The organism is Stieleria sp. JC731 (assembly GCF_020966635.1).
Lineage (GTDB): Bacteria > Planctomycetota > Planctomycetia > Pirellulales > Pirellulaceae > Stieleria.
On the sequence record NZ_JAJKFQ010000002.1, the window covers coordinates 1,027,356 to 1,050,569 of the forward strand.

Annotated in this window: 15 protein-coding genes; 7 read left to right on the plus strand and 8 right to left on the minus strand. The window is 54.4% G+C overall.

Translation table 11 applies throughout. The annotated features are described in order from the left end of the window. Positions 1–249: 249 nt before the first annotated feature. From LOC67_RS09490 to pepT, 3 genes are all read right to left on the minus strand, one after another. A complete protein-coding gene (locus tag LOC67_RS09490; RefSeq protein ID WP_230262354.1) occupies positions 250–777 on the minus strand; it encodes a SpoVG family protein in 528 nt (175 codons plus the stop codon). Positions 778–951: 174 nt separating this feature from the next. Continuing rightward, positions 952–1,950, minus strand: a complete 999-nt coding sequence (locus LOC67_RS09495) for a 4-(cytidine 5'-diphospho)-2-C-methyl-D-erythritol kinase (RefSeq protein ID WP_230262355.1) — start codon at positions 1,948–1,950, stop codon at positions 952–954. A gap of 816 nt (positions 1,951–2,766) precedes the next feature. Continuing rightward, positions 2,767–4,014, minus strand: a complete 1,248-nt coding sequence (gene pepT / locus LOC67_RS09500) for a peptidase T (protein WP_230262356.1) — start codon at positions 4,012–4,014, stop codon at positions 2,767–2,769. A gap of 286 nt (positions 4,015–4,300) precedes the next feature. On the opposite strand from pepT, the gene LOC67_RS09505 reads away from it, so the two are divergent. Together LOC67_RS09505 and LOC67_RS09510 are read left to right on the plus strand one after the other, a co-directional pair. Next, positions 4,301–5,125, plus strand: coding sequence for a 3'-5' exonuclease (locus tag LOC67_RS09505; protein ID WP_410001129.1), 825 nt, complete (start codon positions 4,301–4,303; stop codon positions 5,123–5,125). A gap of 87 nt (positions 5,126–5,212) precedes the next feature. Next, complete coding sequence (locus LOC67_RS09510; RefSeq protein ID WP_230262358.1) at positions 5,213–8,308, plus strand: PVC-type heme-binding CxxCH protein; 3,096 nt, start codon at positions 5,213–5,215, stop codon at positions 8,306–8,308. Between the two features lie 218 nt (positions 8,309–8,526). Here LOC67_RS09510 and LOC67_RS09515 read toward each other — a convergent pair whose 3' ends face one another. Beyond that, positions 8,527–9,387, minus strand: coding sequence for a DUF1571 domain-containing protein (locus LOC67_RS09515; protein WP_230262359.1), 861 nt, complete (start codon positions 9,385–9,387; stop codon positions 8,527–8,529). A gap of 233 nt (positions 9,388–9,620) precedes the next feature. On the opposite strand from LOC67_RS09515, the gene LOC67_RS09520 reads away from it, so the two are divergent. Further along, positions 9,621–10,859 (plus strand): serine hydrolase domain-containing protein, encoded by a 1,239-nt coding sequence (locus tag LOC67_RS09520; protein WP_230262360.1) that lies wholly within the window; start codon positions 9,621–9,623, stop codon positions 10,857–10,859. A 56-nt stretch (positions 10,860–10,915) separates the two neighbouring features. Here the strand turns inward: LOC67_RS09520 and LOC67_RS09525 are convergent, their stop codons facing one another. Both LOC67_RS09525 and LOC67_RS09530 read right to left on the minus strand, forming a co-directional pair. Continuing rightward, a complete protein-coding gene (locus LOC67_RS09525) occupies positions 10,916–13,189 on the minus strand; it encodes an efflux RND transporter permease subunit (protein ID WP_230262361.1) in 2,274 nt (757 codons plus the stop codon). A 6-nt stretch (positions 13,190–13,195) separates the two neighbouring features. After that, the gene (locus LOC67_RS09530; RefSeq protein ID WP_230262362.1) at positions 13,196–14,002 is read right to left on the minus strand and encodes an alpha/beta fold hydrolase; all 807 of its coding nucleotides are present in this window, start codon (positions 14,000–14,002) and stop codon (positions 13,196–13,198) included. Between the two features lie 466 nt (positions 14,003–14,468). Between LOC67_RS09530 and LOC67_RS09535 the strand changes: the two genes are divergently transcribed. From LOC67_RS09535 to LOC67_RS09550, 4 genes are all read left to right on the plus strand, one after another. After that, positions 14,469–15,803 (plus strand): PQQ-binding-like beta-propeller repeat protein, encoded by a 1,335-nt coding sequence (locus LOC67_RS09535; protein ID WP_230262363.1) that lies wholly within the window; start codon positions 14,469–14,471, stop codon positions 15,801–15,803. Between the two features lie 205 nt (positions 15,804–16,008). Next, complete coding sequence (locus LOC67_RS09540; RefSeq protein WP_230262364.1) at positions 16,009–16,581, plus strand: RNA polymerase sigma factor; 573 nt, start codon at positions 16,009–16,011, stop codon at positions 16,579–16,581. A gap of 13 nt (positions 16,582–16,594) precedes the next feature. Then, entirely contained in the window at positions 16,595–18,952 is a 2,358-nt protein-coding gene (locus LOC67_RS09545) for a von Willebrand factor type A domain-containing protein (RefSeq protein WP_230262365.1), read from the plus strand. Between the two features lie 440 nt (positions 18,953–19,392). Continuing rightward, positions 19,393–20,511 (plus strand): D-TA family PLP-dependent enzyme, encoded by a 1,119-nt coding sequence (locus LOC67_RS09550; RefSeq protein ID WP_230262366.1) that lies wholly within the window; start codon positions 19,393–19,395, stop codon positions 20,509–20,511. A gap of 42 nt (positions 20,512–20,553) precedes the next feature. On the opposite strand, the gene LOC67_RS09555 is transcribed toward LOC67_RS09550, so the two are convergent. Both LOC67_RS09555 and LOC67_RS09560 read right to left on the minus strand, forming a co-directional pair. Beyond that, complete coding sequence (locus tag LOC67_RS09555; protein ID WP_230262367.1) at positions 20,554–21,489, minus strand: CvpA family protein; 936 nt, start codon at positions 21,487–21,489, stop codon at positions 20,554–20,556. Positions 21,490–21,808: 319 nt separating this feature from the next. After that, positions 21,809–23,071, minus strand: coding sequence for a DUF1559 domain-containing protein (locus LOC67_RS09560; protein WP_230262368.1), 1,263 nt, complete (start codon positions 23,069–23,071; stop codon positions 21,809–21,811). Between the last annotated feature and the right edge of the window lie 143 nt (positions 23,072–23,214).

Consider the following 23,214-nt stretch of genomic DNA (forward strand, 5'->3'; position numbering starts at 1 on the left):
TGGAGCGACCAGAGCGGATGCGGTTGGCCCTAAACAACGAGGCCATTTAGCATGTTTGGGCAAAACAAGTTCCGCGACGATCTCGACGCCACCGACAGGGGACTACGGCGATCTTCTGTGATGCTGGGTACCGCGATGCCGGTCACCTCGACCGCGAGTATTTTCTCGACGGTCGAGTGATATCAGAAAAGCCATCGACACGAACGAAGTGTCAACATTTAGGCGTCAGCAACCAGACGGAGCGTGGTCTTAGAAAATGCCCGCGCCAAACTCGTCATCTTTTTCGCTGGCCGAATTCGAAACCCTGTTGTCCTTGTTGTCGGCACGTTGCTTTGGACCGCTAGGAGACTTGTGCGCCTGATCGATTAACGCCGTTTCGACGTCTTCGCCCGCATCATAAAAATCATCGTCATAGCGTGAGCGATAGCCAGGTTGGTTGTATCGACTCAGTTCTGCTTCGAACTCTTCGATAACGGCGTCTTGAATCAATTCGCGACAAGCACTGTTAATCGGATGGGCGACGTCGGCATACAGCTTTTGAGGCGAATCGAGCAGACCATCGTTGTCAAAGCTCAGTTTCGCCCCGCAGTGATTGCAATAGTTTGCCCGCAGATGGTTTTTCTGATGACACCGATCACAGTGGCCGGTCAACTTGCGACTCGGCATAGCAACAAAGGGACCATTGGAACCGTCGATGATCTTTAAGTCGCGAACGACAAAACATCCATCAATGGTAATTGAACAGAAGGCACGTAGTCGATCTTCCGATGACTCCATGAGTTTGATTCGGATCTCCGTGATTTCCACGATCTCAACTCCCTCTCTGATGTCGGCGCATTAACTTGGATCGAACTCATGTGGTGACTTAAAACTGCGACCCAAATGTGATGCATCAACGCTGCGTACGATCGTGACGCTTGCCTTCGTTTGATGAAATGCAAATCAACAGTCTTAAATCACTCTCTCAATTGTTGCGGCCGCAGAAACACTCCGTGTTGCTCGCCAAAGAGCCGGAACCGAATGGATAGTCTTAAGTTGCTGTAAAGCTTGCTGAGCGTGCTCCGCATCACGCGCTATTCCAAAACATGCCGACCCACTACCAGTTAGTTGACACGGTTGGAGTCCAGATTGCCACAGTGATTCCAACAATTCATTCAGCTCTGGAAAAATTTCTAAGGCTGGTTCGCTCAGTCGGTTCATCATCGACGTTGCTAAATCTTCTGCACGATCGTTGCGTAACGCGGCAAGAAAACCTGAAGAGTTGATCGGCGCCGCAGGAACTTTTAGCCTGCGATAAACCTCAATTGTCGGAAGGCTCGCAGGTGGATAGCCGACAACGAAGTGAATCGCTGTTCGCATGTCAACTGGTTGGAGGATCTCTCCTCTTCCCGTGGCGTGACAGGCCCAAAGCCGCTCCGCAGCAGTCTCGTCTTCAACCACAACATCTTCCGACATTGGCAAGAAGAAAGGCACGTCGCTGCCGATTGAAGCGGCGATTTGATGCAAAGCCTGCTCTTCACTGGAAAGCTGGTGGAGATGGGCAGCACAGCTAATCGCATGGGCCGCATCGCTACTGGCACCTCCCATCCCAGCACCGGCGGGAATCCGTTTCCCCAATTGGACCCTGAAACCGCTCGCGATCGAAAAGTGATCACGAAAAGCATTCAAAGCTCGGACAACCAGATTGCGTTCGTCCGTCGGAATGCCAAGCAACTGATGCGCTTTCTCACTACCCGAATCGAGCCCCAGTTCCCTCGCAACGCTTTCAAATGAAGGCAACCAACTCGCAGTCAATTCGACCACAGGTTCATCAATCGACTCAACCGTTAGTTCATCGCGCCAGTCGATAGCAGTCATGACGGTATCAATTTCGTGATAACCATCATCACGCTTGGCTGGGATTTCCAAAAAGAGATTGAGCTTGGCTGGTGGTCGGGTATGGACTTTCATTTCAAAGCAATGTGATTTTGATTTTGGCGGACCGTTTTGATCCAGGCCCAGTGTTTTGGTCCAATTTGATTTTCGGATTAGCCGATTGGGCGTTAGCCCCGGTTGCCCGTGTGAGAACCGCCGCTAACGCGGTGCGGCTCATAGGGTAATTTTCATCAGCCGCCACGCGCGAGCGTGCGGTTCTGTGTGCAGGTTCGGTTCGTTGCAGGAACCGCGGGCTGGCGCCAGCGGCTGATAAGGCAATGAGCTGATTGACGAACGATCAGCCGCCACGCGCTAGCGTGCGGTTCCGTGTCCTATGTCAGGTTCTGCAAGTCATTTAACCGCCGCTAACGCGGTGCGGCTCATAGGGTAATTTCATCAGCCAGCATGCGCGAGCGTGCGGTTCCGTGTGCAGGTTCGGTTCGTTGCAGAAACCGCAGGCTGGCGCCAGCGGCTGATAAGGCAATGAGCTGATTGACGAACGAACGATCAGCCGCCACGCGCGAGCGTGCGGTTCCGTGTCCTTTGTCAGGTTCTGCAAGTCATTTAACCGCCGCTAACGCGGCACGGCTCATAGGGTAATTTTCATCAGCCGCCACGCGCGAGCGTGCGGTTCTGTGTGCAGGTTCGGTTCGTTGCAGAAACCGCGGGCTGGCGCCAGCGGCTGATAAGGCAATGAGCTGATTGACGAACGATCAGCCGCCACGCGCGAGCGTGCGGTTCCGGGTCCTTTGTCAGGTTCTCCAAGTCATTTAACCGCCGCTAACGCGGTGCGGCTAATGGGAGGCCAGCCCTACGTTTCTGGCACTCGTTGTTAACAAGAAGGACCAGCAACTAGCGTCGATGTTGCGACCATAGTTTCATCAGTTCCACCAAGTGTTCCGTCGCTGCGGCCATTTCGTCCAAGCACGCGAACTCGCGAACACTGTGGATGTTGTGTTGGCCGCTGGACAGGTTCGGAGTTGGCAAACCCTTTTCGGTCAGGACGCTACCGTCAGTCCCACCACGGATGATTTCCTTTTTGTATGTCCGTCCCAAATTTTCAAACGCTTGGACAGCGAAGTCGACCGACTCGGGCAGTTTCGCGAGCCCATCACCGAGGTTGCGATATTGCTTGTAGACATCGACAACAACTTTTAAACCCGGCCAGGCTTTTTCGACATCGGCAGCGATCGCACGAAGTCGATCCGCGTATCCCGGCAAATCTTCGGTGTTGAATGATCGCAAGATTAGATCAAGCGTGACTTCGGCAACTTGGCCGGTGATCGTGTTTGCATGAATGAAGCCCTCACGGCCTTCGGTCGTTTCCGGTGTTTCACTGTCACGTGGAAGTGCGGCAATAAAGTCAGCTGCTCCGCGGAGCGCATTGATCATTCGATCTTTTGCGATCGCGCTATGGATACTGTCGCCGATAAAGCGGACGCATGCACCGTCAGCAGAAAAGGTCTCGACATCGATCACCCCTTCGCCGCCACCATCGAGCGTGTACGCAACATCTGCGGCTAACTGCTGCAAATCGATCTTGTCCGTTCCGTGTCCGATCTCTTCGTCACAGGTAAACACCAGCTTGATGTCACCGTGTGGCAGGTGTGGATTCTCAATCAACGTTTCGGCAAGCTCGGCAATGATCGCGACTCCCGCTTTATCATCACCGCCCAGCAAGGTCGTTCCGTCGGTCGTAACCAAAGTTTTGCCGACCAAATTAAGCAGGTCCGGACAAGATTCCGGCGTGATCACTTCGCCGCTTTGAAGGTTAATGTTACCGCCGGGATAGCTTTCTAAAACCTGAGGCCGAACGCCGTGACCAGGGGCATCGGGCGAAGTATCCATGTGGGCCAGCAGAGCGACGACGGGAACCCCTGTCGCCCCAACGCTTGACGGGATGGTCGCATGGACCAAACCGTGTTCGTCCTGATGAACATCGCTCGCGGACATCTTCGTCAGCTCTTCGACCAAGAGTTTGCCGAGGTCACGTTGGCATTCGGTACTGGGATAAGTTTTGCTTTTTGGATCTGCGGTCGTCCCCACTTGAACGTAGCGCAAAAAACGATCCAAAAGGCGTTGGCGGTTGATTTCGTACATGGAGATTCTTGGACAAATCGTGGCTGGTATCGCTGACGGGATCATCTGTGACGGATCAATTCATCCGACCGAGTGATTCCGAAACGGCTTAAAATCGTCGTGGTCTGTCGTGTTCAGATAGGGCTGGCGTGCTCTGAAGGGGTTCGTGCGGGTTTCGCATGACGCCAAGGGTGGCTGCCCGTCTATCTTATGCGCAGGACCAGGATATGATGGCAATACATGATAGCCTTGCAGATTGACTGACTTGTCAACAGACACGATTCCGGCAAAGGACTCGGTGGATTGGATGCCTGAAGAAGTTTCCCATTTAGTTTTCGATTGCGAAAGTATTGCCGACGGCGACCTGATCGCGCGAGTCCGGTACCCGGGTGAGTCGCTAACACCCAGTGAAGCGATCGCGAAATACCAAGCGGAGTTGCTGGAAGAAAAGGGATCCACGTTTATCCCGCATACCTTCCAAATCCCGATTTCGGTTGTGATCGCAAAAGTCGATCGCAATTTCCGCCTGATCGATATCGTCTCACTCGACGAGCCGAGTTTCCGAAGCCACGTGATCACCGCTCATTTTTGGAAGGGCTGGGAAGTTTACAAGCGACCTCAGTGGGTCACCTTCAACGGGCGATCCTTTGATTTGCCGCTAATGGAATTGGCTGCCTTCCGATATGGGATCTCAATCCCGGCATGGTTTTCCAACGAAGGCTATCGCTCGCCAAGGAACCGCTACAGCGTCGATTCCCATCTCGACCTACAGGACCTGCTAACAAACTTTAGCGCGGTTCGCTTTAACGGCGGTTTGAATCTGGCGACCAAGATGCTGGCCAAGCCCGGCAAGATGAACGTCACCGGTGATCAAGTTCAGCAGCAATACGACGACGGCGATTTGATTGGAATCAGCGATTACTGTCGCTGCGATGTCCTTGATACCTATTTTGTTTTCCTACGCGCGATGGTGCTGCATGGAAAATTGACACTGGAAAAAGAAGTCGAGTTGGTCGCGTCGACAAAGCAGTGGATCGAAGCGGCGGCATGCGATTGCAAAGCTTACGAAACCTATTTGAGCCACTGGCAGGAATGGGTTGACCCGTGGGAAAGCGAGACCGCCGAAACTTAGCGGCGTCTCATTTTCAGCAGAGCAGACCGCGGCGGCTTATCATGGGCGAATCAAAACCCGCCCTACCGCGCCATCCCTCTGCGATAAATGCTCCTGCAATATTGGCTTCTTCGATATCGAATCTTTCAGTCGTGGTCGATCGCAGCGTTGTCTGTTTTCTTGGTCGGCCCCCACGCTTCTGCCCAAAACGAACCTTCAACTGCCGAAGCACCGGCGGGAAACGAGAAGGTCGCAGAGATCTTTCGTAGCTTTGCGCCACTGGGTGCACAAAAAGACGAATCGCAACCGACACCCGCAGACCAGATGATCGGCCAGCTGGATCTACGCCCCGGCGTCGCAGCAGATCTGGTCGCAAGCGAACCGGTAATCGCGCAGCCTCTGTTCCTGAGCTGGGATTCCCGCGGACGCATGTGGGTCGTGCAGTATCGGCAATATCAATATCCCGCCGGTTTAAAAGTGGTCCGCTTTGATCAGTACCTGCGAGCGGTCTTCGATAAAGTTCCGTTGCCTCCGCCGGATGGAACACCCGGCGCCGACCGAATCACCGTTTTCGAAGACAGCGACAATGACGGAATCTATGACACCCACAAAGATGTGATCACGGATTTGAATATCGCGACATCGGTTCAAATCGGTCCCAAAGGCATTTGGGTCTTGAACCCACCGTACCTGCTGCATTACCCCGACGCAGACCATGACGATGTTCCCGATGGCCCGCCCGAAGTTCACCTCTCTGGGTTCGGACTGCAAGACACTCATTCGGTTGCCAACAGTTTGATCTGGGGACCCGATGGATGGTTGTACGGAGCCAACGGCAGCACCACCGCTGGTGTGGTCAGTTCCAAAGTCACCAAAGGCGTCGAATTCCAAGGCCAATGCATCTGGCGATACCACCCGACCACTTTTGAATTTGAAATCTTCGCCGAAGGCGGCGGAAACACTTTCAGTGTCGAAATCGATTCTCATGGCGAATTGTTCTCCGGCACCAACGGTGGCAGCAAACGTGGCTACCACTATCCGCAGGGAAGCTACGCCGATAAGAACTGGGGAAAACACGGCCCGCTGACCAATCCATACGCGTTTGGATATTTCACCGGCATGCCGATGAAGGGCGACACGCGGCGTTTCGCACAGGCCTTTACCATCTATGAAGGCGGGCTCTTTCCGCAGGACTTTAATCGCACCATCATCGCCCCCAACTCGTTACACAACTTGGTTTGGCATAGCGACTTGATCCAAGACGGTTCGACTTATCGCACCGAAGACCGCCGCGATTTATTGACATCGGATGATCGCTGGTTCCGACCGGTCTACGCGGGCGTTGGACCTGACGGCGCGGTCTACATCGCCGATTGGTACGACACCCGGCTCAGTCATGTAAACCCGGTTGATGATTGGCATAAAGAAAGCGGCCGTGTTTACCGCTTGCGGCCTGAGGGATCAGATCCGGTTTACCGCGAAGGCAACTTGGCAGAACTGTCATCCGCTCAGCTGGTTCAGAAACTCTCTCATTCGAACAAGTGGGTCCGGCGACGATCGCTGTTAGAACTCGGATGGCGCGGCGACCAATCGATCGCCGCACAGCTTGAACAAATGGTCGAAAACAAAGGGTCGTTGGAAGCTCTCTGGGCGTTTCATCTTCTCGATCTGTTGACGGCAGAAAAAGCGGCTCACTGGATGAACCATTCAAATGCCTGGATAAGATTCTGGTCTGTTCGGCTATTGGGCGATCGGCATCAAGGACACCCCGCGATGATCGAACTTGCCCGTCAAGAACATGACTTGCGTGTTCGCAGCCAGCTCGCCTCGACCGCGAAGCGGATCGATGCGGCAACCGGTCTCGCGATCGTCGGTGCATTGGCTTCACGTTCGATCGATCAAACCGACCGACACATCCCGCTGCAACTTTGGTGGGCCGTCGAAGCCCATGCGGATGATGCAGCTGCGATCCGACAATGGCTTGCCAGCGACGAATCCATCTGGGATCGAACGGCGATAAGACAAACCATCCTTCCCCGGTTGATGCAACGCTATGCGTCCGAAGGAACCGCCAAAGCGATCGACCATTGCGAACAGCTGATCAAGATCGCTCCCGATGAATCCTCTCGATCAGCCATGGTCGTTGGCCTGACGCGAGCATTCGATGGACGATCGTTGCCAGAACTGCCGCCGCTGCTGGATCGTGTTTTGGCTGAGGAACAAGAACGCAGAGGAAACGCTGGGATCATCTTGGCACTCCGTCGTGACCCTGCCGGGGCATCACAACAAGCCGTTCAGCAGCTTCAAAACTCCGAAACAGATCTTGGACTTCGGATCGAACTGGCGCAACTTTTGGGTGAGCTGAAGCAGAAGGCCGCGATCGATACCCTACTAAAATTGGCAACCGGGCGAATGGCTGCCGATCCATCGCTACAGCGCGTTGCCATTTTGTCGCTTGGCCATTTCGCCGACGAGCGGATTGCCGGTGGCCTGATCGCTGCGTTCTATGGACGAATCTCGGCAGAACACGGTTTACGAGATGCAGCATGCCGGACGCTTGCCAGCCGTCGCAATTGGGCCGAACGATTGGTTAACGAAGTCACGTCTTGGCGACTGAAGCGACGTGAAGTTCCAGAAGACGTCGTCCAACAGTTACGTGCCTATGAAGATGAAGCGATGACCCAATCGGTCGAGGAAGCCTTCGGTAAACAGGTCACTGTTTCATCCAAAGAGAAAATCGCTCAGATCCAACGCTACTCTGATTTGCTAGCATCTTCGCTGAAAGATGTATCGACTGGTGATGAAGTTGAACGTGGCGAAGCGATCTTTAAATCGAAGTGCGGTAACTGTCACCGTTTGTTCGGCCAAGGCAATTCGATCGGCCCCGCCCTTGATGGGTACGAGCGTGGGAACGTCAAGTTTTGGCTGAACGCCATCATCGAGCCCAGCTTGGAAATCCGCGAAGGCTTTCAGTCGTACCAAGCACTGACCGAAGATGGTCGTGTGCTGACCGGAATGATGCACGCACAAGATCCGCAAACGGTCACGCTTCGGACCGCAGATAATCGTCAAGTCATCTTGGTCCGCGACGATCTGGAACGGTTCGCCCCGATGCAAACGTCTCTGATGCCAGAGAACCTGTTGCAGGATTTGTCCGACGAGCAGGTGAGCGATTTGTTTCGCTATCTGATGCTTCGGCAGTAGTCCTGGGGCGGTGCGCAGCTTCCAACTCGTGCGGGGCTCTCGCTTGGCATGTGTCCGAACTGGCAGGCAGGAGCCTTGCGACAAGGGCTCGTGCGAGGCTCTGCCTCGCATGAAATGTCTCGCAGGCTCCGCCTGCAATTGCTCTTAGCGGCAGGCGGGAGCCTGCCAAGCCAAGGTGTTGCAAGGCGGGAGCCTTGCAACAAGAGGTGTGACTCAGCTCACTCGGAATACCGATACTCAGGATTGGCGGGATCGAAATCCGATTGGCTCAATCCGGTATTCACCTTGACCTTCAAGTAGTTGTACTCCTCATCCAAAACCGGTTTGCCGCCTTCGGTTTCAGGCCATTTCCACGAGCAATAGCGAATGGGAATGTGGAGATCATTGTCAAACAAGACGACCGCTTGGTGAAAGCGAAAGTGCTCGCGTTTTTCCGGATGGGTGATCGTGATTCGCGTGCAGTTGTGAGTCCCAAGCTGTACGTCTGGGTCGATATCGACCACACACTCGCCGTGCAAACGATCTTCCTGCGCAACTGAAATCAATTGATGAAGCAGGTTTTCGATACCGATCGATCGGATCGAATATCGCTGACCTCGCATCGCCAGCGCACCATCGGGATCAAGATAAAGCGTCAGTAGTCCGGCGAGTCCGCCTTGATGAACGACGATCTTTCCTTCGTTCTGATCCTCAACCCAGATCACTTCGCGACCTTTGACGGAGCTGGGCTTGAGGTAGTCCAGGTAGACACCCATCGGGGTAATCAGTTGCCCTGAATCAAGTTTTCGATTTCGTACTTTCAGGTGCGCAAATTGCAGTGGTGGCAGTTCACCGTCAACGCGACATCGTTTTGCGAAAAGTGCCGTGTAGTCTTTGACGTTGGTCTGAACGTGCAACAAACTTTCTTGGGCCAGTTGCAATGCAGGATCAATCGGATGAGACCGCAGATTCAAGGAGGAAGGCCGATAGCTAACCGGAGTCGCGGTGACCGACGATTCAACATCGTTGGGTGCCGGCTGGTCAGCGGATGCGGGCGTTTGCCCAAGAGAAGATTGCGTTGCAGCGCAGATCACAGCCATGCAGATTGCGGTGAGCCGGAATCGAAAGTTTGAGGAGTCCATAGCACAGTCGACCGAAAGGGAGAAAAGAGTAGACCGTTTCAATCGGTATCGGCAATTTTGATGCCGAAATTAAGATTGCCCAATTCGATATAGTTCTCTTACGATTGCAAAGACAAGGTCAGATCGACAATTCGCCGTCGATGACGAGAAATTGTGTCAATGACTGAAAACTGCCGGGAATAACACGAGCCATGCGAACGACCTTTTCCGACCAAGTGATGATCGGCGGACATGTGGCCGCCGGGTTCGAACCAGTCGCCGAAGCGTTCGCTGAAAACTTTCGCTTTCGCGGTGAACGCGGGGCCTCCTGTGCGATCTATCATCGAGGGCAAAAAGTCGTCGACATCTGGGCAGGGTCTCAGTGCCAACAGTCGGGACAGCCCTGGGGACCAGAAACCGTCTCGTTAGTTTTCTCGGTCACCAAAGGCATGGCGGCCACCGCCATCGCGGTCGCTCATGCCAAAGGCTATTTCGAACTGGACGCTCCGGTTGCTGACTACTGGGCCGAGTTCGGAACCCCAAGAAAGAGAGCGATCACAATCCGGCAACTGCTCGCCCATCAAGCAGGATTGATCACGATCGATCAACATCTGTCACCTAGCGACATCGCCGATCACGATCGGATGACGCAACTACTCGCCAATCAAGAGCCGCTCTGGCAACCGGGCCGAATGCACGGTTATCACACCTTCACTCTGGGCTGGTACCAAAACGAACTGATTCGACGGACGGATCCCCAAGGCCGATCGTTGGGCCAATTTTTTCAGGACGAAATTGCAGCCCCGCTGGACGCGCAATTCTTTATCGGATTGCCCGATCGGATCCCCGACGAATGGATCAGTCGTACCCATGGCTATCCGCGAGTCCGAGCGTTGGCGCACCTCAACGAACTTCCACCGGGCATGATCCTGTCAGGCATTTGGCCTCGATCATTAACCGCCCGCTCGGTGAACTTCATGCGATTAAGCGATCCTGCGGTTCTGGCGAATCCAGAATTTCGACGAGTCGAAATCCCATCGGCTGGTGGTTTCGGCCAAGCCCGAGCGGTCGCCCGGATCTATGACGCGTTGGCTCGCGGTGGCGATGAGTTGGGCCTGACAGATCAGACCTTTGCCGAGCTATGCCGACCGGCTGAACTGCCCAACGCGGGTTCTCGAGATGCCGTCTTGAAGCTCGATGTCGCTTATGGAATGGGCTTTTCTAAACCGAGTCACGGATTCCAATTCGGAAGTGATGCTTCCGCGTTTGGCTGTCCTGGTGCAGGCGGTTGTTTTGGCATGGCCGATCCGTCGGCACAATTGTCATTCGCTTACCTGACCAACACGATGAGCTTCCGGATCTTTGACGACCCCAGGGAACGGGCCATCCGCGAAGCGATGTATCGCTGTGCCAAGTCCACAACGGGCATCAGAAGAAGCCTCGCAGCATAAGCAACTCGCTAGATCCACGAACGTCTTCCCCGCGTTATCAATCGCGATGACGCGGGTTATTGAGAACGAGTCGTCTCCGATCCGGACCGCTTTTCAAAGAATCGTCCTAGTGGTCCCGCCAAGATGGCTGGCAGCATAATCAGGTCTCCAATCAACGCGGAGATCAATAGCACGACCATTAAGTAAGCGAAGTGCAGGACTGGCACAAATGAGCTGAGCGCGAACACGATCAATCCACTCGAACAGATCAGCGTCGTATGGACCATCGCGCCGGAACAACGACCAAACGCGTCGCGAATCGCCTCATGCCGCGATAGGCCATCATCGATGCCGCGCCGGAACCAAGTCAGCAGGTGAACGGTATCGTCCACCGCGATCCCTAGCGCGGCACTGGCTGTCATCACCGATCCGATCTGGACCGGAATCCCAAACCACTGTACCCCGCCAAACACGATCACTGCGGGAAAGATATTCGGCAGCATCGTTAGGCAGGTCGCGCTGACGCTTCGCAGCACAAACACCAATACAAATGCGATGATTCCGAAGGCGACGATAAAGCTTCGGAACAGGTCCATCAGCAGTTGGCGTTGAGCTTTGTAGATCAGCGGGATGACCCCGGTGAACGTCCCTTTGACGCCTTGTTCATCCAATAAAGGCCGCACAGTGCTTTCGATACGCTCGGCTAACAACCCGTAGTCCAGGTTGCCGATCGCGTTGGCACGCACCGAAATCCGCCAGAGGATTTCGTTAGGCGTTTCACTAAGGAACCTAGCCTCGGTCAGCTGATCGTGAATCGATTTGCCGTTGATGATCTTGCGGGCGATGATATCGCGAACGCTATGACCGCGCGGAAGCGGCGGACTGAAATTAAATGCCGACATCGTGGTGACATAGTCGCCTAAGGCGGCGATCTGAGCTTGGGCTTTGGCAACCAGCTTGATCTGTTCGACACGATCGCGTTGGTCGTCTTTGCCAAAGTGGATAACGACCTCCAGTGGAACCATCGGGCCGACTTTTTCTTCCAGCCAACGATAGTCGTTGATCACGTCACTGTCGGGAAGAAAGCGATCTTGCAACCGGACGGTCGATTCAATCGAGGGGATTCTTGCGCCGCAGACCACCATGACGATCAGGCACCCGATCGCAAGAACGGCATGATGCCGGATAACCCAGTTGCCAAATCGTTTTGCCGCTGCGGATTGTTCGGGAGTCGGTTTGATACGCACCTTCGGTGGAAACGCGATCAGCGCCGAAGGCAACAGCACAAACAAGACGATCACGCCTAGAACGACACCGATCGAAGAAAATAGACCGAATTCTTGAATCGGTTCGATCTTGCTGAAGATCAAAGAGATCAGCCCAATGGCGGTGGTCAGTGCGGCCAGTGAACAGGGAACCCAACCGTGCTCAACCGCCAATCGCACCGGCGACTTGCTCAGTTCGGGATGGCGTCTGGCATCGCGATAGTAGTTTGCCAAATGGACTGCCGAAGAAACCGTCAACACGTAGATCAGTGGCGGCAGCATCGTCATCAACAAGTTCATGCGGCTGCCGGTGACGAACAAGACTCCCAATCCGAGCGCGGTGCAGTAGATCGCGACCAGCAAGACTGAAATGGCAAGGCGAATGCTTTGCAGCCGAAACGTCGCGACACAGAAAGACGCGATCGCGGACAGTCCGGCGAGACCGAAAAGCAGCTTGCGACTTTCGGCATCGATCATCGCGGCATCAACCGTCGGACCGGCAAGCTTCAAGTCTGACTCGGCAATCCCGGCAACCTCGAGAGCTTGCTGTTGGATCGTGTCGACCGCTGCGGTTCGATTGTCTTGACCCTCGGGAGCGGTTGTCAGAATCAGGCAGGTTGATTGCTTGTCGCTGCCGATCAGTGAACCTTCGATCCGTTTGATCGCAGCGGCTTCGCTGAGATTCAGCGGCGCTCCGGTCAGCTGTTCCAGCGTCGATTGGCCCGTTCTGACCGCAGAAAAATACGGTGATTCGGCCAGTGCCGCGCTAAGCTCGGTCGCACGTGGATCGTTGATGGTGCAGCCTGGCCAACTGACCACGGCGATTTCATCGGTCCCAAATTGCTCGCCGAACCAGTCGTACGTATCCGTCGCCGCAAACGACTTGGGCAGCCATTGCCGGGGATCGTTGGAAGTGCTTTTGAGTGCCCGTACGGCGGCGAAAAAGACCAGCGGAGAAATCAGCAGTGCGAACAGCAGAATCGCATGAGCTCGTTTTTTGGAGAGGATCGACTCCGATTGGGAATGAACACCGCCTTCGGTTTGGGCGGAGTCTCCAGGCTGGTCTTCGTTATCGGAGCTGGACAAGACAATCTATTCGGCGAAGCAGGTAGGCAAGAACCCTTCCAAAAGATCCGCAAAGGCTTCGGGCCGTTCCCAATTGGGTGCATGTCCGCAATCGTCGATAAACTCCAGCCGTGAACCTTTGATACGACGCTGGAATTCACGACCGGTTGATGGCGGAGTGATGGTGTCTTGGTGTCCCCAGATGATCATCGTCGGGAGATCCAGTTTTGACAGTTCGTTTTCGACCGTCCGGTCCCGTGTCGCCCTGGAAACACGCAAAATGAATCGCACGTAGTCGCGGTCGGTGACCGATTTGTACCAATCGTCGATCAACTCTTCGGTGACCAATTCCTGGCGATAAACGATGTCACCGACAGTTTTACGAATGAACTCGCGTGACGGACGTGGACGCATGCCTCCGATCGGGCTGCGTTCGAACAGGCCCGCGCTGCCGGCCAGGACAAGGCCTTTGGCGTAATCTTTCTGGCTGGCACAAAGGTCGATCGCGACCAGACCGCCAAGAGAATTGCCGCACAGCACGAAAGGTTCAATCTGCATCGCGTCGATCATCTGCCGAACCTGAGCACTCAGGTCAGCGATCGCATTGATACCGTGCTTTCGTCGTCCCGGCTGGTAGTCGACAGGCAGCTGTGGCGCGATGACGCGATACTTGTCGGCGAGCCGCTCCATCACGTTTTGCCAGTGGAGAGGCGAGCCGAACAAACCATGCAAAAACAGCACGGTTTGGTCACCACTGCCCATGTCGACAGTGCGTTCCGGATCAATTCCGGTGTTTTTTTCGGCCTGCGTATCGGAAGAGCGTTTAAGAAGCACAGACGAAATTCAGTCAAGCGAAGTAAGAAAAACCTAGACAAGAACAGGCTCGAGGGGACCGTTCGGGCCTCCATAAAGCAGTCCCGTCCTACCAACACCCTATCGCTCCTGCGGGCCGCATTCTATATGCAACTGCGATCTTGGTCGAATCGGATTCTTTTGACGAGGCTAAATTTTGCAGTCCTCCAAATTTATTGCGTAAGACGGGGGATTTAGCGAAGTACCTGATCTTGCGGATTCTTCGCCCCCCCTGTTTGAGACCGCATGAAAATGCTTGCAACTGTGGCTTCGTCATGTTGGGGCTCCGACATTCGGAATCGACATTTCGTCGTCTTCACGACAGCCGCTCCTGTGGGGGTACGGCTGACCGCATCGGCGTGTCGCTTAAAATGATCCCACGCCACCGTTCGCTTCACCGCGAATCGAAGTTTTCACGAACTCCATTCTCACCCCAAGTTTTGATCTCATGCGACTGCGAAATATGCGTTTTCAGCTTGCAGCCCTGCTTTGTTTGATCACCGCCTGCAATTCGTCTGCAGACTGGCCCGGCTGGATGGGCCCGAATCGGGATAATCGCCCCGACGATCTAAAGCTGCCAAAAGACTTTGCCAGTCAACCACCCAAAGTTCTTTGGCGTACTTCGACCGATGGTGGATATTCCGGGCCCGCGGTCAGCGATGGGAGGATCTACGTAAGCGACTACCGATCCGGCGAAGATAACTCGGTGGCCAATTTTGAACGAAAACAGATCACCGGTCGTGAACGCGTCCGCTGTCTTGATGCCACGTCGGGAGCCGAACTTTGGAGCCACGCCTATCCGGTTTCCTATTCGATTTCGTATCCCGCGGGACCACGATGTACGCCAACGGTCGACGATGACCGGGTTTATTCGCTCGGAGCCGAAGGCGAACTGATTTGCTTTAAGACCGAGGACGGCGAAATTGTTTGGAGCAAAAACCTTCCACGCGAATATTCCACCAAAGCCGCGTTGTGGGGCTACGCCAGTCATCCTCTGATCGATGGCGACAAATTGATTTGCGTCGTCGGGGGCTCGGGATCGCACATCGTCGCGTTTAACAAATACACCGGCGAAGAGATTTGGCGACAAGGCACCGCTTCCGAACAAGGCTACGTTCCGCCAACCATCATCAACGCCGGAGGCACGCGACAGCTCATTACGGCCAGTCCGGATGCGATCAATAGCTTGGATCCGGAAACCGGAAAGCCTTTCTGGTCCAAACCCTACGAAGCGACAAACGGATCCATCATCATGTCGCCGATCGTGGCAAAGATCGACGGCCAGTCGTATCTGTATCTCGCGGGATATTCCAACAAGAACCTGCTGCTGAAACTGTCCGAGACCACGCCTGCTGCAGAAGTCGTCTGGCAAGATGTCAATAAACACGCCGTCTCGCCAGTCAACGTCCAACCGATCCTAGACGGCAAGATGCTTTATGGTTTTGATCAGAAAGGGGCGCTGATGGGAATCGAGTTGCCATCTGGCGAACGCCAATGGGAAACCGGCCAACCGATCTCGGAGCGACCGATTCAATCGGCTACCGCGTTCATCATGGCTCCAAAAGGTGACGATCGGTATTTGATGTTCACCGAACTGGGTGATTTGGTGATCGCCGAGATGAACCAGGCAGGATTCAACGAGATCGACCGCGCCCACGTGATCGATCCGACCGGAGTCGCTTTTGGCCGACGTGTCGTCTGGAGTGCACCAGCAGTTGACGATGGCAAATTGTTCATTCGCAACGACAAAGAAGTGATCTGCGTTCAAATCGCTCCGCAGTAATCAGCCATCTCCGCCATGACCGCATGAGGGGGTTACCGCTGTCTACTGGCGACCTATTGGCAACTTCCGGGGTTTCCTTCCCGGCTGCGCACGCACAACCCCTTCGACAAAACGTAGATTCTAGAATCCTGTTCTAAGGTTTTTCCGCGCCGATCGTTGTTTCGGTGCATGGATCCGCGTTCCTTTTCTAAGCCTGCGGTTGGCGATGAAGCAGACCGATTCCCAATTCGATCCATCCGATCAAGCCCGGCCTGGTTCTCCAGACCAAGCGGGCACTGACGGTTGGCTGTCCGAGGCGTTTCGCGACAACGAATTGGCGTTGATGGGTTATGCGACGCACTTGGTAAAAGATCGGGATCGTGCAAACGATTTGGTCCAGGATGTTTTTTTGCGGTTGTGTAGGCAGCCTCAGGGAAAACTGAAAGGCCGAGTTCGGCAATGGCTGTTTCGTGTCTGTCGAAACCGTGCGTTGGACATCATGAAAAAGGAAGGCCGCATGAAACCGTTGGACGACACCGTCGCCGAAAAGGAAGTCAGTCGTGATGTCGATCCAATCGCGAAAGTCGAATTGGCCGAACGCTATAGCGATGCGATGGATCTACTAGGCAACTTGCCCGAAAGACAACAAGAAGTGATCCGATTGAAAATCGAAGGCGGACTGAGTTATCGCGAAATCAGCCACGCGACCGGCCTGAGCGTCGGAAACGTTGGTTACCTACTTAGCACCGGTCTAAAAACCGTACGCGAACGCCTCACGACGACTGAGACCGAAAACTAGAAGGCCATTGGTGATGAAACCTCCCTCCGATTCCGATCTGCCTGCAGATTCCAATCAGTACAACCAGTGGTTGAATGAACAAGCGACCGCGTACGTCTTCAACGAACTGACCGCTCAGCAGCAAGCCGAGTTTGTCAGCCTGATGAACGAATCCGAAAGCCTTCGCGAAATGGTCAACTCGATTCGTGATGCCGCAGCGACTTTGCAAGGTGAGTTCGCTTCGGTCTCTCGTCCGCTGCAAACTAACAATCGAAACGCCATCGAAGCAGCCATACGCCAAGCCGAACGTTTCCCCGCCCCTCCTGTCGAAGCGTACCGCCCCCAATCGTCATCCAGTTCGTTCGGCTGGGGACTCGCAATCGCCGCGACACTGTTGCTGGCCTGTGGACTTACCTTTCCTGCGCTCAATCGTGTGATCTCGGCGCGGACCGAAACGGAATTCCTAAGATCCCGCATGCAGGAAGTCGAACGCCAAAACCGCGAACTGGCCGACCGTAACCAACAGTTCGAAAATCAAATTCAAGAACTTCGGACCCAACTGGCAGCTGACCGCAAACGACAATTGGATTCCGAATCTGCGATCCCGATCATCGCTGACGCAACAGGAAATACACGATCACCTGATCCAAATGGCGTCACCGGCGACGTGACTGATGCGGGCACGGCGACCACCAATGTGTCCGATATTGCCATGTCAGGAAGCAACAACGATTCACGACCGGTTCGGGCAGCGGATATAGCCACTGATGCCGACAATGAAGTGCGAATCGCTGACGTTGACCGCGATCGAGACATCGCGGCAGAAGTCCTGGCGACGGAACGCATGATGGATGACACATTGAAGTCCAACACCGGTAGCTTTGCACAATCGATTGCCGGTCCTCGACGCGGCCTATTCGAATCGGCCGCCGTCATCCCTGTCTCTTCCTTCCCGGTCTCCGTCGAAAATGACTCTTACTTGAACGTTCGGCAGCTGCTGGCGAAGAAACGTTTGCCAACAACAAACCAGGTGCGCGTCGAACAGCTCGTCAATCACTTCGACTACGAATACAAAGCTCCCGAACAATCCGACGCATTCTCCGTCTCGATGGACATCGCGTCTTGCCCCTGGAATCCATCGAACCGTTTGGCGCGAATCGGAATCCAAGGCCGCCAAAACAACGAACCTCGACGCCCGGCAAACTTGGTGTTCTTGATTGACGTCTCAGGGTCAATGAACCAAGCCGAGAAACTGCCCTTGGCGACACGTGGGCTGATGACGATTGCCGATCAATTGGATAAAGATGACTCGATCGCGATTGTGGTCTACTCGGGCTCAAAAGGCTCTGCCAAGGGGCTCGTGCTGGACGCGACGACCGGAAACCATAAACGAGAGATCGTCGACGCGATCGCTCAGTTGCGTAGCGGCGGATCAAATAAACAAACAGGGCCGATTCAGCTGGCTTACAAGATCGCCAAACAACGCTACATCCCCGGTGGTAACAACAGCGTCGTTCTTTGCACCGATGACGATTGCAACGTCGGCTTCAAAGACATGAACGACCTATCAAAGTTCATTACCGACAGCAGTGACCTCGTTGCCTTCTCGGCAATCCAGTTCGGCCAAGAAGCCGGTGACCATCAACTGATGCGTCGATTGACAACGCAAGGCAAGGGTCAATACCGTGTGGTCAAGAATCAAGACGAAGCCCACGTGCAGTTTCTTGATCAAATCCAAATGCAACGGATTTGTATCGCTCGGAAAGTTGACTTGAGAATCGAATTCAATCCTGGCGAAGTGAAAGCGTATCGGTTGATTGGCTTCGAAGATCAACTGACCGGCGTCATCGCTCCCGCTGAAGGCAACCTGACTGACGGCAGGTTTACGCAGAGTGGTCTATCGGGTGACATTTTTGCCGGACACGCTGTCACCGCCCTTTACGAAATCATCCCGCAACATGGTCCCGCAAACGAGGCGTCTGAAAAATCCACATTCAGCGGCCTCAAGTATCAAACGCCCGTCGCACTCAACGACATTGCCAATAATGGCGAAGTCCTGACGCTTAGTTTGCAGTACAAAGCCCCAGAGCAGGATCAGACGCGGTCTGTCGAAATCAGCTTGGTCGATGTGGGAACCTCATTCGATGAAGCTTCTGAGGACTTTCGCTTCGCAAGCGCAGTCGCCGCGTTCGGGATGCTTCTGCGAAGTCCTTCTCACCACATCACGATTCGCCACGCTGACGATAGCCCCGTTGATGACGGCGACTCGGACTTTGAATTTGTTCAAAAGATCGCTGCCAATTCGATGGGTGAAGATCCGACCGGTTTCCGCAGCGATTTTGTTTCCATGGTTAAGCAAGCCGGTCGAGTGATTGCGAATCAACACGGTTAGTGGCTTGATTGGTTGACTCGATGGTTTTCGGCATCACGGGGACCGTGATGGGTACAAACAAAACTCACCCCAAAGTACCCGGCACGCTCCGCCGTGCCGACATACAACCATTCCCACCAAAACAGCGCTCGCTGCATCACGGGGACCGTGATGGGTACAAATAAACTCACCCAAAGTACCCGGCACGCTCCGTCGTGCCGACACACACTACCATCCCCACAAAAACAGTACCGCTGCATCACGGGGACCGTGATGGGTACAAACAAAGCTCCCCAAAGTACCCGGCACGCTCCGCCGTGCCGACATACAACCATTCCCACAAAAACAGCGCTCGCTGCATCACAGGGACTGTGATGGGTGCCGAAACAGTCCACAGCAACTGATTGCCTGAACCAAGATTGTTACACTGATGGCTCTTTCCTCCATCATGTGAAAATCCAATGCGCTGGTTCGAGATCGATAACGTTGACGAAGTCCCTTCTCCCTCTTTGCTGATCGATGTTGATCGCGTCAAACGCAACATCCAGCGGATGATTCAGTGGTGCGGCGATCGTGGCCCCGGCGTCTTGCGACCGCACGTCAAAACGCACAAGCTTCCGCAAATCATCGATCTCAAGCGGCAGGCAGGTATCGACAAATTCAAAACGTCAACCATCGCCGAATGTGAAATGACGGCCGAGGCGGGCGGCACAGATATCTTGCTGGCCTACCAACCCGTTGGTCCCAATCTCGATCGACTTCTAACGCTGATCGAACGATTTGATCATTCTCGGTTTTCGACAATTGTCGACTGTCCCGAAATCGCACAGCAGTTGGCACAACAAGCTCATTTGCGCAACCTCGTCGTCGATGTCTATGTGGACTTGAATGTGGGGATGGACCGAACTGGCATCCGTATAGGCGATAGCGCCGAACAGCTTTATCGGTTCATCCAAGAAAGCGAATCATTGAACGCGGTGGGACTGCACGCCTATGACGGTCACATTCATCACACCGACACTTCGACCGTGGTCAAATTGATGGACGAAGCTTTCGAACCGGTATGGCAATGGATAGACTCGATCAGGCAACGTGGATTGGTCGTTCCCAAAGTCGTCGGGTGCGGAACGCCGACTTCGGAACTGATGCTGCAGCGGTCCGTTGATTTTGACATCGAAGTCAGCGCGGGAACTTCCGTGCTTTGGGATGCCGGCCAACCGACGTTTTCACCACCGATGGAATTCGAAAACGCGGCTTTGGTTTTGGGCAGAGTGATCAGTCGACCGACTGAGCAGACCTTGTGTATCGACGTCGGCCATAAATCCGTGGGCTCCGAAATGCAGCCGCCGAGGATCATTTTCCAAGGCTTGGAAGACGCTTCATTTGTGATGCAAAGCGAAGAACACTTGGTGCTAAAAACGGAAAGGGCCCAGCAATACGGCATCGGCCACGTTTTCTACGGGGCACCAATTCATGTCTGCCCAACCGTTGCGTTGTACGATCATGCTTGGTGCGTCAAGGATGGCAAAGCGATCGAACGCTGGCCGATCGTTGCCCGAGCACGAAGGATCACGATCTAGCAAATAATGTTGCCAAAGGGTGCTGCTAAACAGTGATCTAAATCAATAATCCTGTGAGCGTTCATGCCGGATCATTTCTGGAGCCGCGGGCATCGAAGGCTGGAATGGATCAAATGAATTCATCCGTGCATCGATGACACGCTTGACTTGCTCACGAAACTCGGGATTGTCAGCCAGCTTCATGACGGCGGGACTGTTCATCAGGTAGATCAACGTTTCCTGCTGAACCGGTTGCCCACCCTGCAAAACGGCAGCCAGCTTGGGATCGTTCTGAAGCTCGCGGACTGCCTTGGAGACCTCCGCGTTGTTCTGTAACGCTTGGACTTCGGGAGCGGTCAACAAACGGTCCAAACCGCCAGGCGATGTGAATTCTCGAACAGCAACGGGAAACTTTTGCGTTTCGGCCAGCGGTTCGATTTTTTCAAACGGGTTATAGTCGCGAACGATTGGCCCCACGGTACTTTGCCGTGTTCGTGACGCCCATTGGTCGACCCAAGCGGCGACAGCGTTGTTTTTTAGGTCCGCACCCCGCTGCCACATTTGGATACTGATCAAGCCACCCAAGACCAGCCATACCATCACGGTCCCTTCGATCGCCCCGAGCAAGAACCCACCGTAGTGATTCACTTGGGCAAGCCATTGTCGACGAGCGATCAGTTGTCCCAAGACCGTGGCGACAAGCATCGAGACCAACATCGAAATCAGAATTCCGGAAATGCCGATGCAAAGAAAGCGGTTCGCCAAACCGGTCGATTGGAAATACTGCGTGCCGTATGGCTCCAGATATGGCGTTGCCAGTGGTGCCAAGTAGACCGCCGCCCCCAATCCCAACAGGCTAGACGCGATCCCAATGATCCCCATCTTGAAAGCGACCATTGACATCAAGGAAATCGCGACCAAACAGATCGCGGTCACAATGTCACCTTGGCGAAAGAAATAAAACGCCCCTGCCATGGTAGCCATCGTGATGACGATCATCAGCCACGGATTCATTTGAACCGGCTTGGGTTTCGTCGCAGGCTTTCGTTTTGGTGTGGGATCGCCCGGCTGGCTCATAGTGTTTGATGGGACTGTGAAAACTCGATCGCGAATCCAAGTGCAGTTTGCGCTGTTCCGGTAGGCACGACGAATGTGGCGACAGGGCGCAGGTGCACCAGTTTAGGTCATGGATAGGTGACCGAAGGCGTCGCGACAGGCATCATCCATCCTGTGCGGCAGATAGGACGATTGCACAAAAAAACGCAAAGCCGCCGTGAAGGTGACTTTGCGTTCTAATTTTAAAGCTGTCTGTAACAGACTACTGATTCAGGCTTTCGCTGATGACTTCACGGTTGGCACGTGTTCCCAACGATCCCCACAAACCGTAAGGGCTGGGTGAGCCGGGTGAACGTGGGCCGGTTCCGTAGGTCGCCACCGTTCCGATGCTTGGGTTACCGGCTTCGATCGAATCGGTCAAAAAGACAACAGCACCATCGCCCATCAGCACGTGAACCCCACCCTGGTGGCGGCTGCTAGCGGACAAAACACCTGGTGATGTATCGCCGAGCGACATACAGGTATGGCTGTTCGGTGGCAGGATCGTGTTCATCGCGGTGTAAGGCTGGCATCCGCTGGCCCAGCGGAATCCACGGCCTTGGTTGCCAGCGGCAACGTCGGTCAAACTTGGATCCCAGAAACTTGGTCGCTCGGGATCGATATCGGGACTACATGACAACGGATTGTTTCGCAGACCGGTAAAAGTTCCTGGGGCAAAGTTGTGCGTCAGGGTACGAACATCGCGGTCACCAAGATCGGTTGCGATTTCGCCCATCATGATCGTGTTGGAAAGTCCGTCCAAGATGTCACGGAACTTCATCGCACGACGTGGAACAAAAACACCACGGCAAGACGCAAGCACACTTTCGTTGCTGGCCGTGTGGACTTCGATCTTTGGCCAGCCACGCAAGTTGAACCAGTAAGGACCGTTGTCGGTGTAGTGCAACGCGTCACCCAAGCATGCGGCATAGTTGCTGCGTCCCATCGCTGGCAAGCCTTGCCCAGGGTCACTGGGGCAACGCAGCGTTGGGATCTCGGTCATCCATGGCGGATAGGCATTGTTACGTTGATTGACGATGACAACGTCGTTGTCTTCTTCGGTTGGGGTCGGCCCCATCGCTGGCCATGGCGGGTTCCGTGGCGTGTTGGGATTGTTCAAATCCTTTGAGTTCGGATTGGAGATCGAATCCCACAAACCCTGTTGCTCGAAGAACGGAGTCAGACCGACGAAGACGCTCAACATCATCATGTTGCAATCGTCACCGTAGCCACTGAACCAACTTGCCTGTGCCGGAAGACGACGCGTTCCACCCATGTGCGTTGGCAGTTGCTTGAACGCCGAGTGATAGTTGTGAGCGGCGAGCCCGATCTGTTTGAAGTTATTGCTGCAGCTCATTCGACGTGCTGCTTCACGTGCCGCTTGAACGGCGGGCAACAACAGGCCTACCAAAATTCCGATGATCGCGATCACGACCAACAGCTCGACAAGGGTGAAACCTTTCGAGCCGGAACTGTTTCGAATCATTACGATACCTAGACTTAAAAAGTCGACGAATAAAGGATAGATAGAAGTTTGACGTCGTGAACTCCATCCTAGACGCCGCTATAGCAATCCGTTCCCGCCACGTACTCCGTCGTCGGAACCGATCGCTTTTGTCTTGTCTCGCG

Coding starts and splice junctions, on each gene's coding strand:
- LOC67_RS09490 (WP_230262354.1), bottom strand. CDS start 777: ATGGAGTCATCGGAAGATCGACTACGTGCCTTCTGTTCAATTACCATT.
- LOC67_RS09495 (WP_230262355.1), bottom strand. CDS start 1,950: ATGAAAGTCCATACCCGACCACCAGCCAAGCTCAATCTCTTTTTGGAA.
- pepT (WP_230262356.1), bottom strand. CDS start 4,014: ATGTACGAAATCAACCGCCAACGCCTTTTGGATCGTTTTTTGCGCTAC.
- LOC67_RS09505 (WP_410001129.1), top strand. CDS start 4,301: ATGCCTGAAGAAGTTTCCCATTTAGTTTTCGATTGCGAAAGTATTGCC.
- LOC67_RS09510 (WP_230262358.1), top strand. CDS start 5,213: ATGCTCCTGCAATATTGGCTTCTTCGATATCGAATCTTTCAGTCGTGG.
- LOC67_RS09515 (WP_230262359.1), bottom strand. CDS start 9,387: ATGGCTGTGATCTGCGCTGCAACGCAATCTTCTCTTGGGCAAACGCCC.
- LOC67_RS09520 (WP_230262360.1), top strand. CDS start 9,621: ATGCGAACGACCTTTTCCGACCAAGTGATGATCGGCGGACATGTGGCC.
- LOC67_RS09535 (WP_230262363.1), top strand. CDS start 14,469: ATGCGACTGCGAAATATGCGTTTTCAGCTTGCAGCCCTGCTTTGTTTG.
- LOC67_RS09540 (WP_230262364.1), top strand. CDS start 16,009: ATGAAGCAGACCGATTCCCAATTCGATCCATCCGATCAAGCCCGGCCT.
- LOC67_RS09545 (WP_230262365.1), top strand. CDS start 16,595: ATGAAACCTCCCTCCGATTCCGATCTGCCTGCAGATTCCAATCAGTAC.
- LOC67_RS09550 (WP_230262366.1), top strand. CDS start 19,393: ATGCGCTGGTTCGAGATCGATAACGTTGACGAAGTCCCTTCTCCCTCT.
- LOC67_RS09555 (WP_230262367.1), bottom strand. CDS start 21,489: ATGATCGTCATCACGATGGCTACCATGGCAGGGGCGTTTTATTTCTTT.
- LOC67_RS09560 (WP_230262368.1), bottom strand. CDS start 23,071: ATGATTCGAAACAGTTCCGGCTCGAAAGGTTTCACCCTTGTCGAGCTG.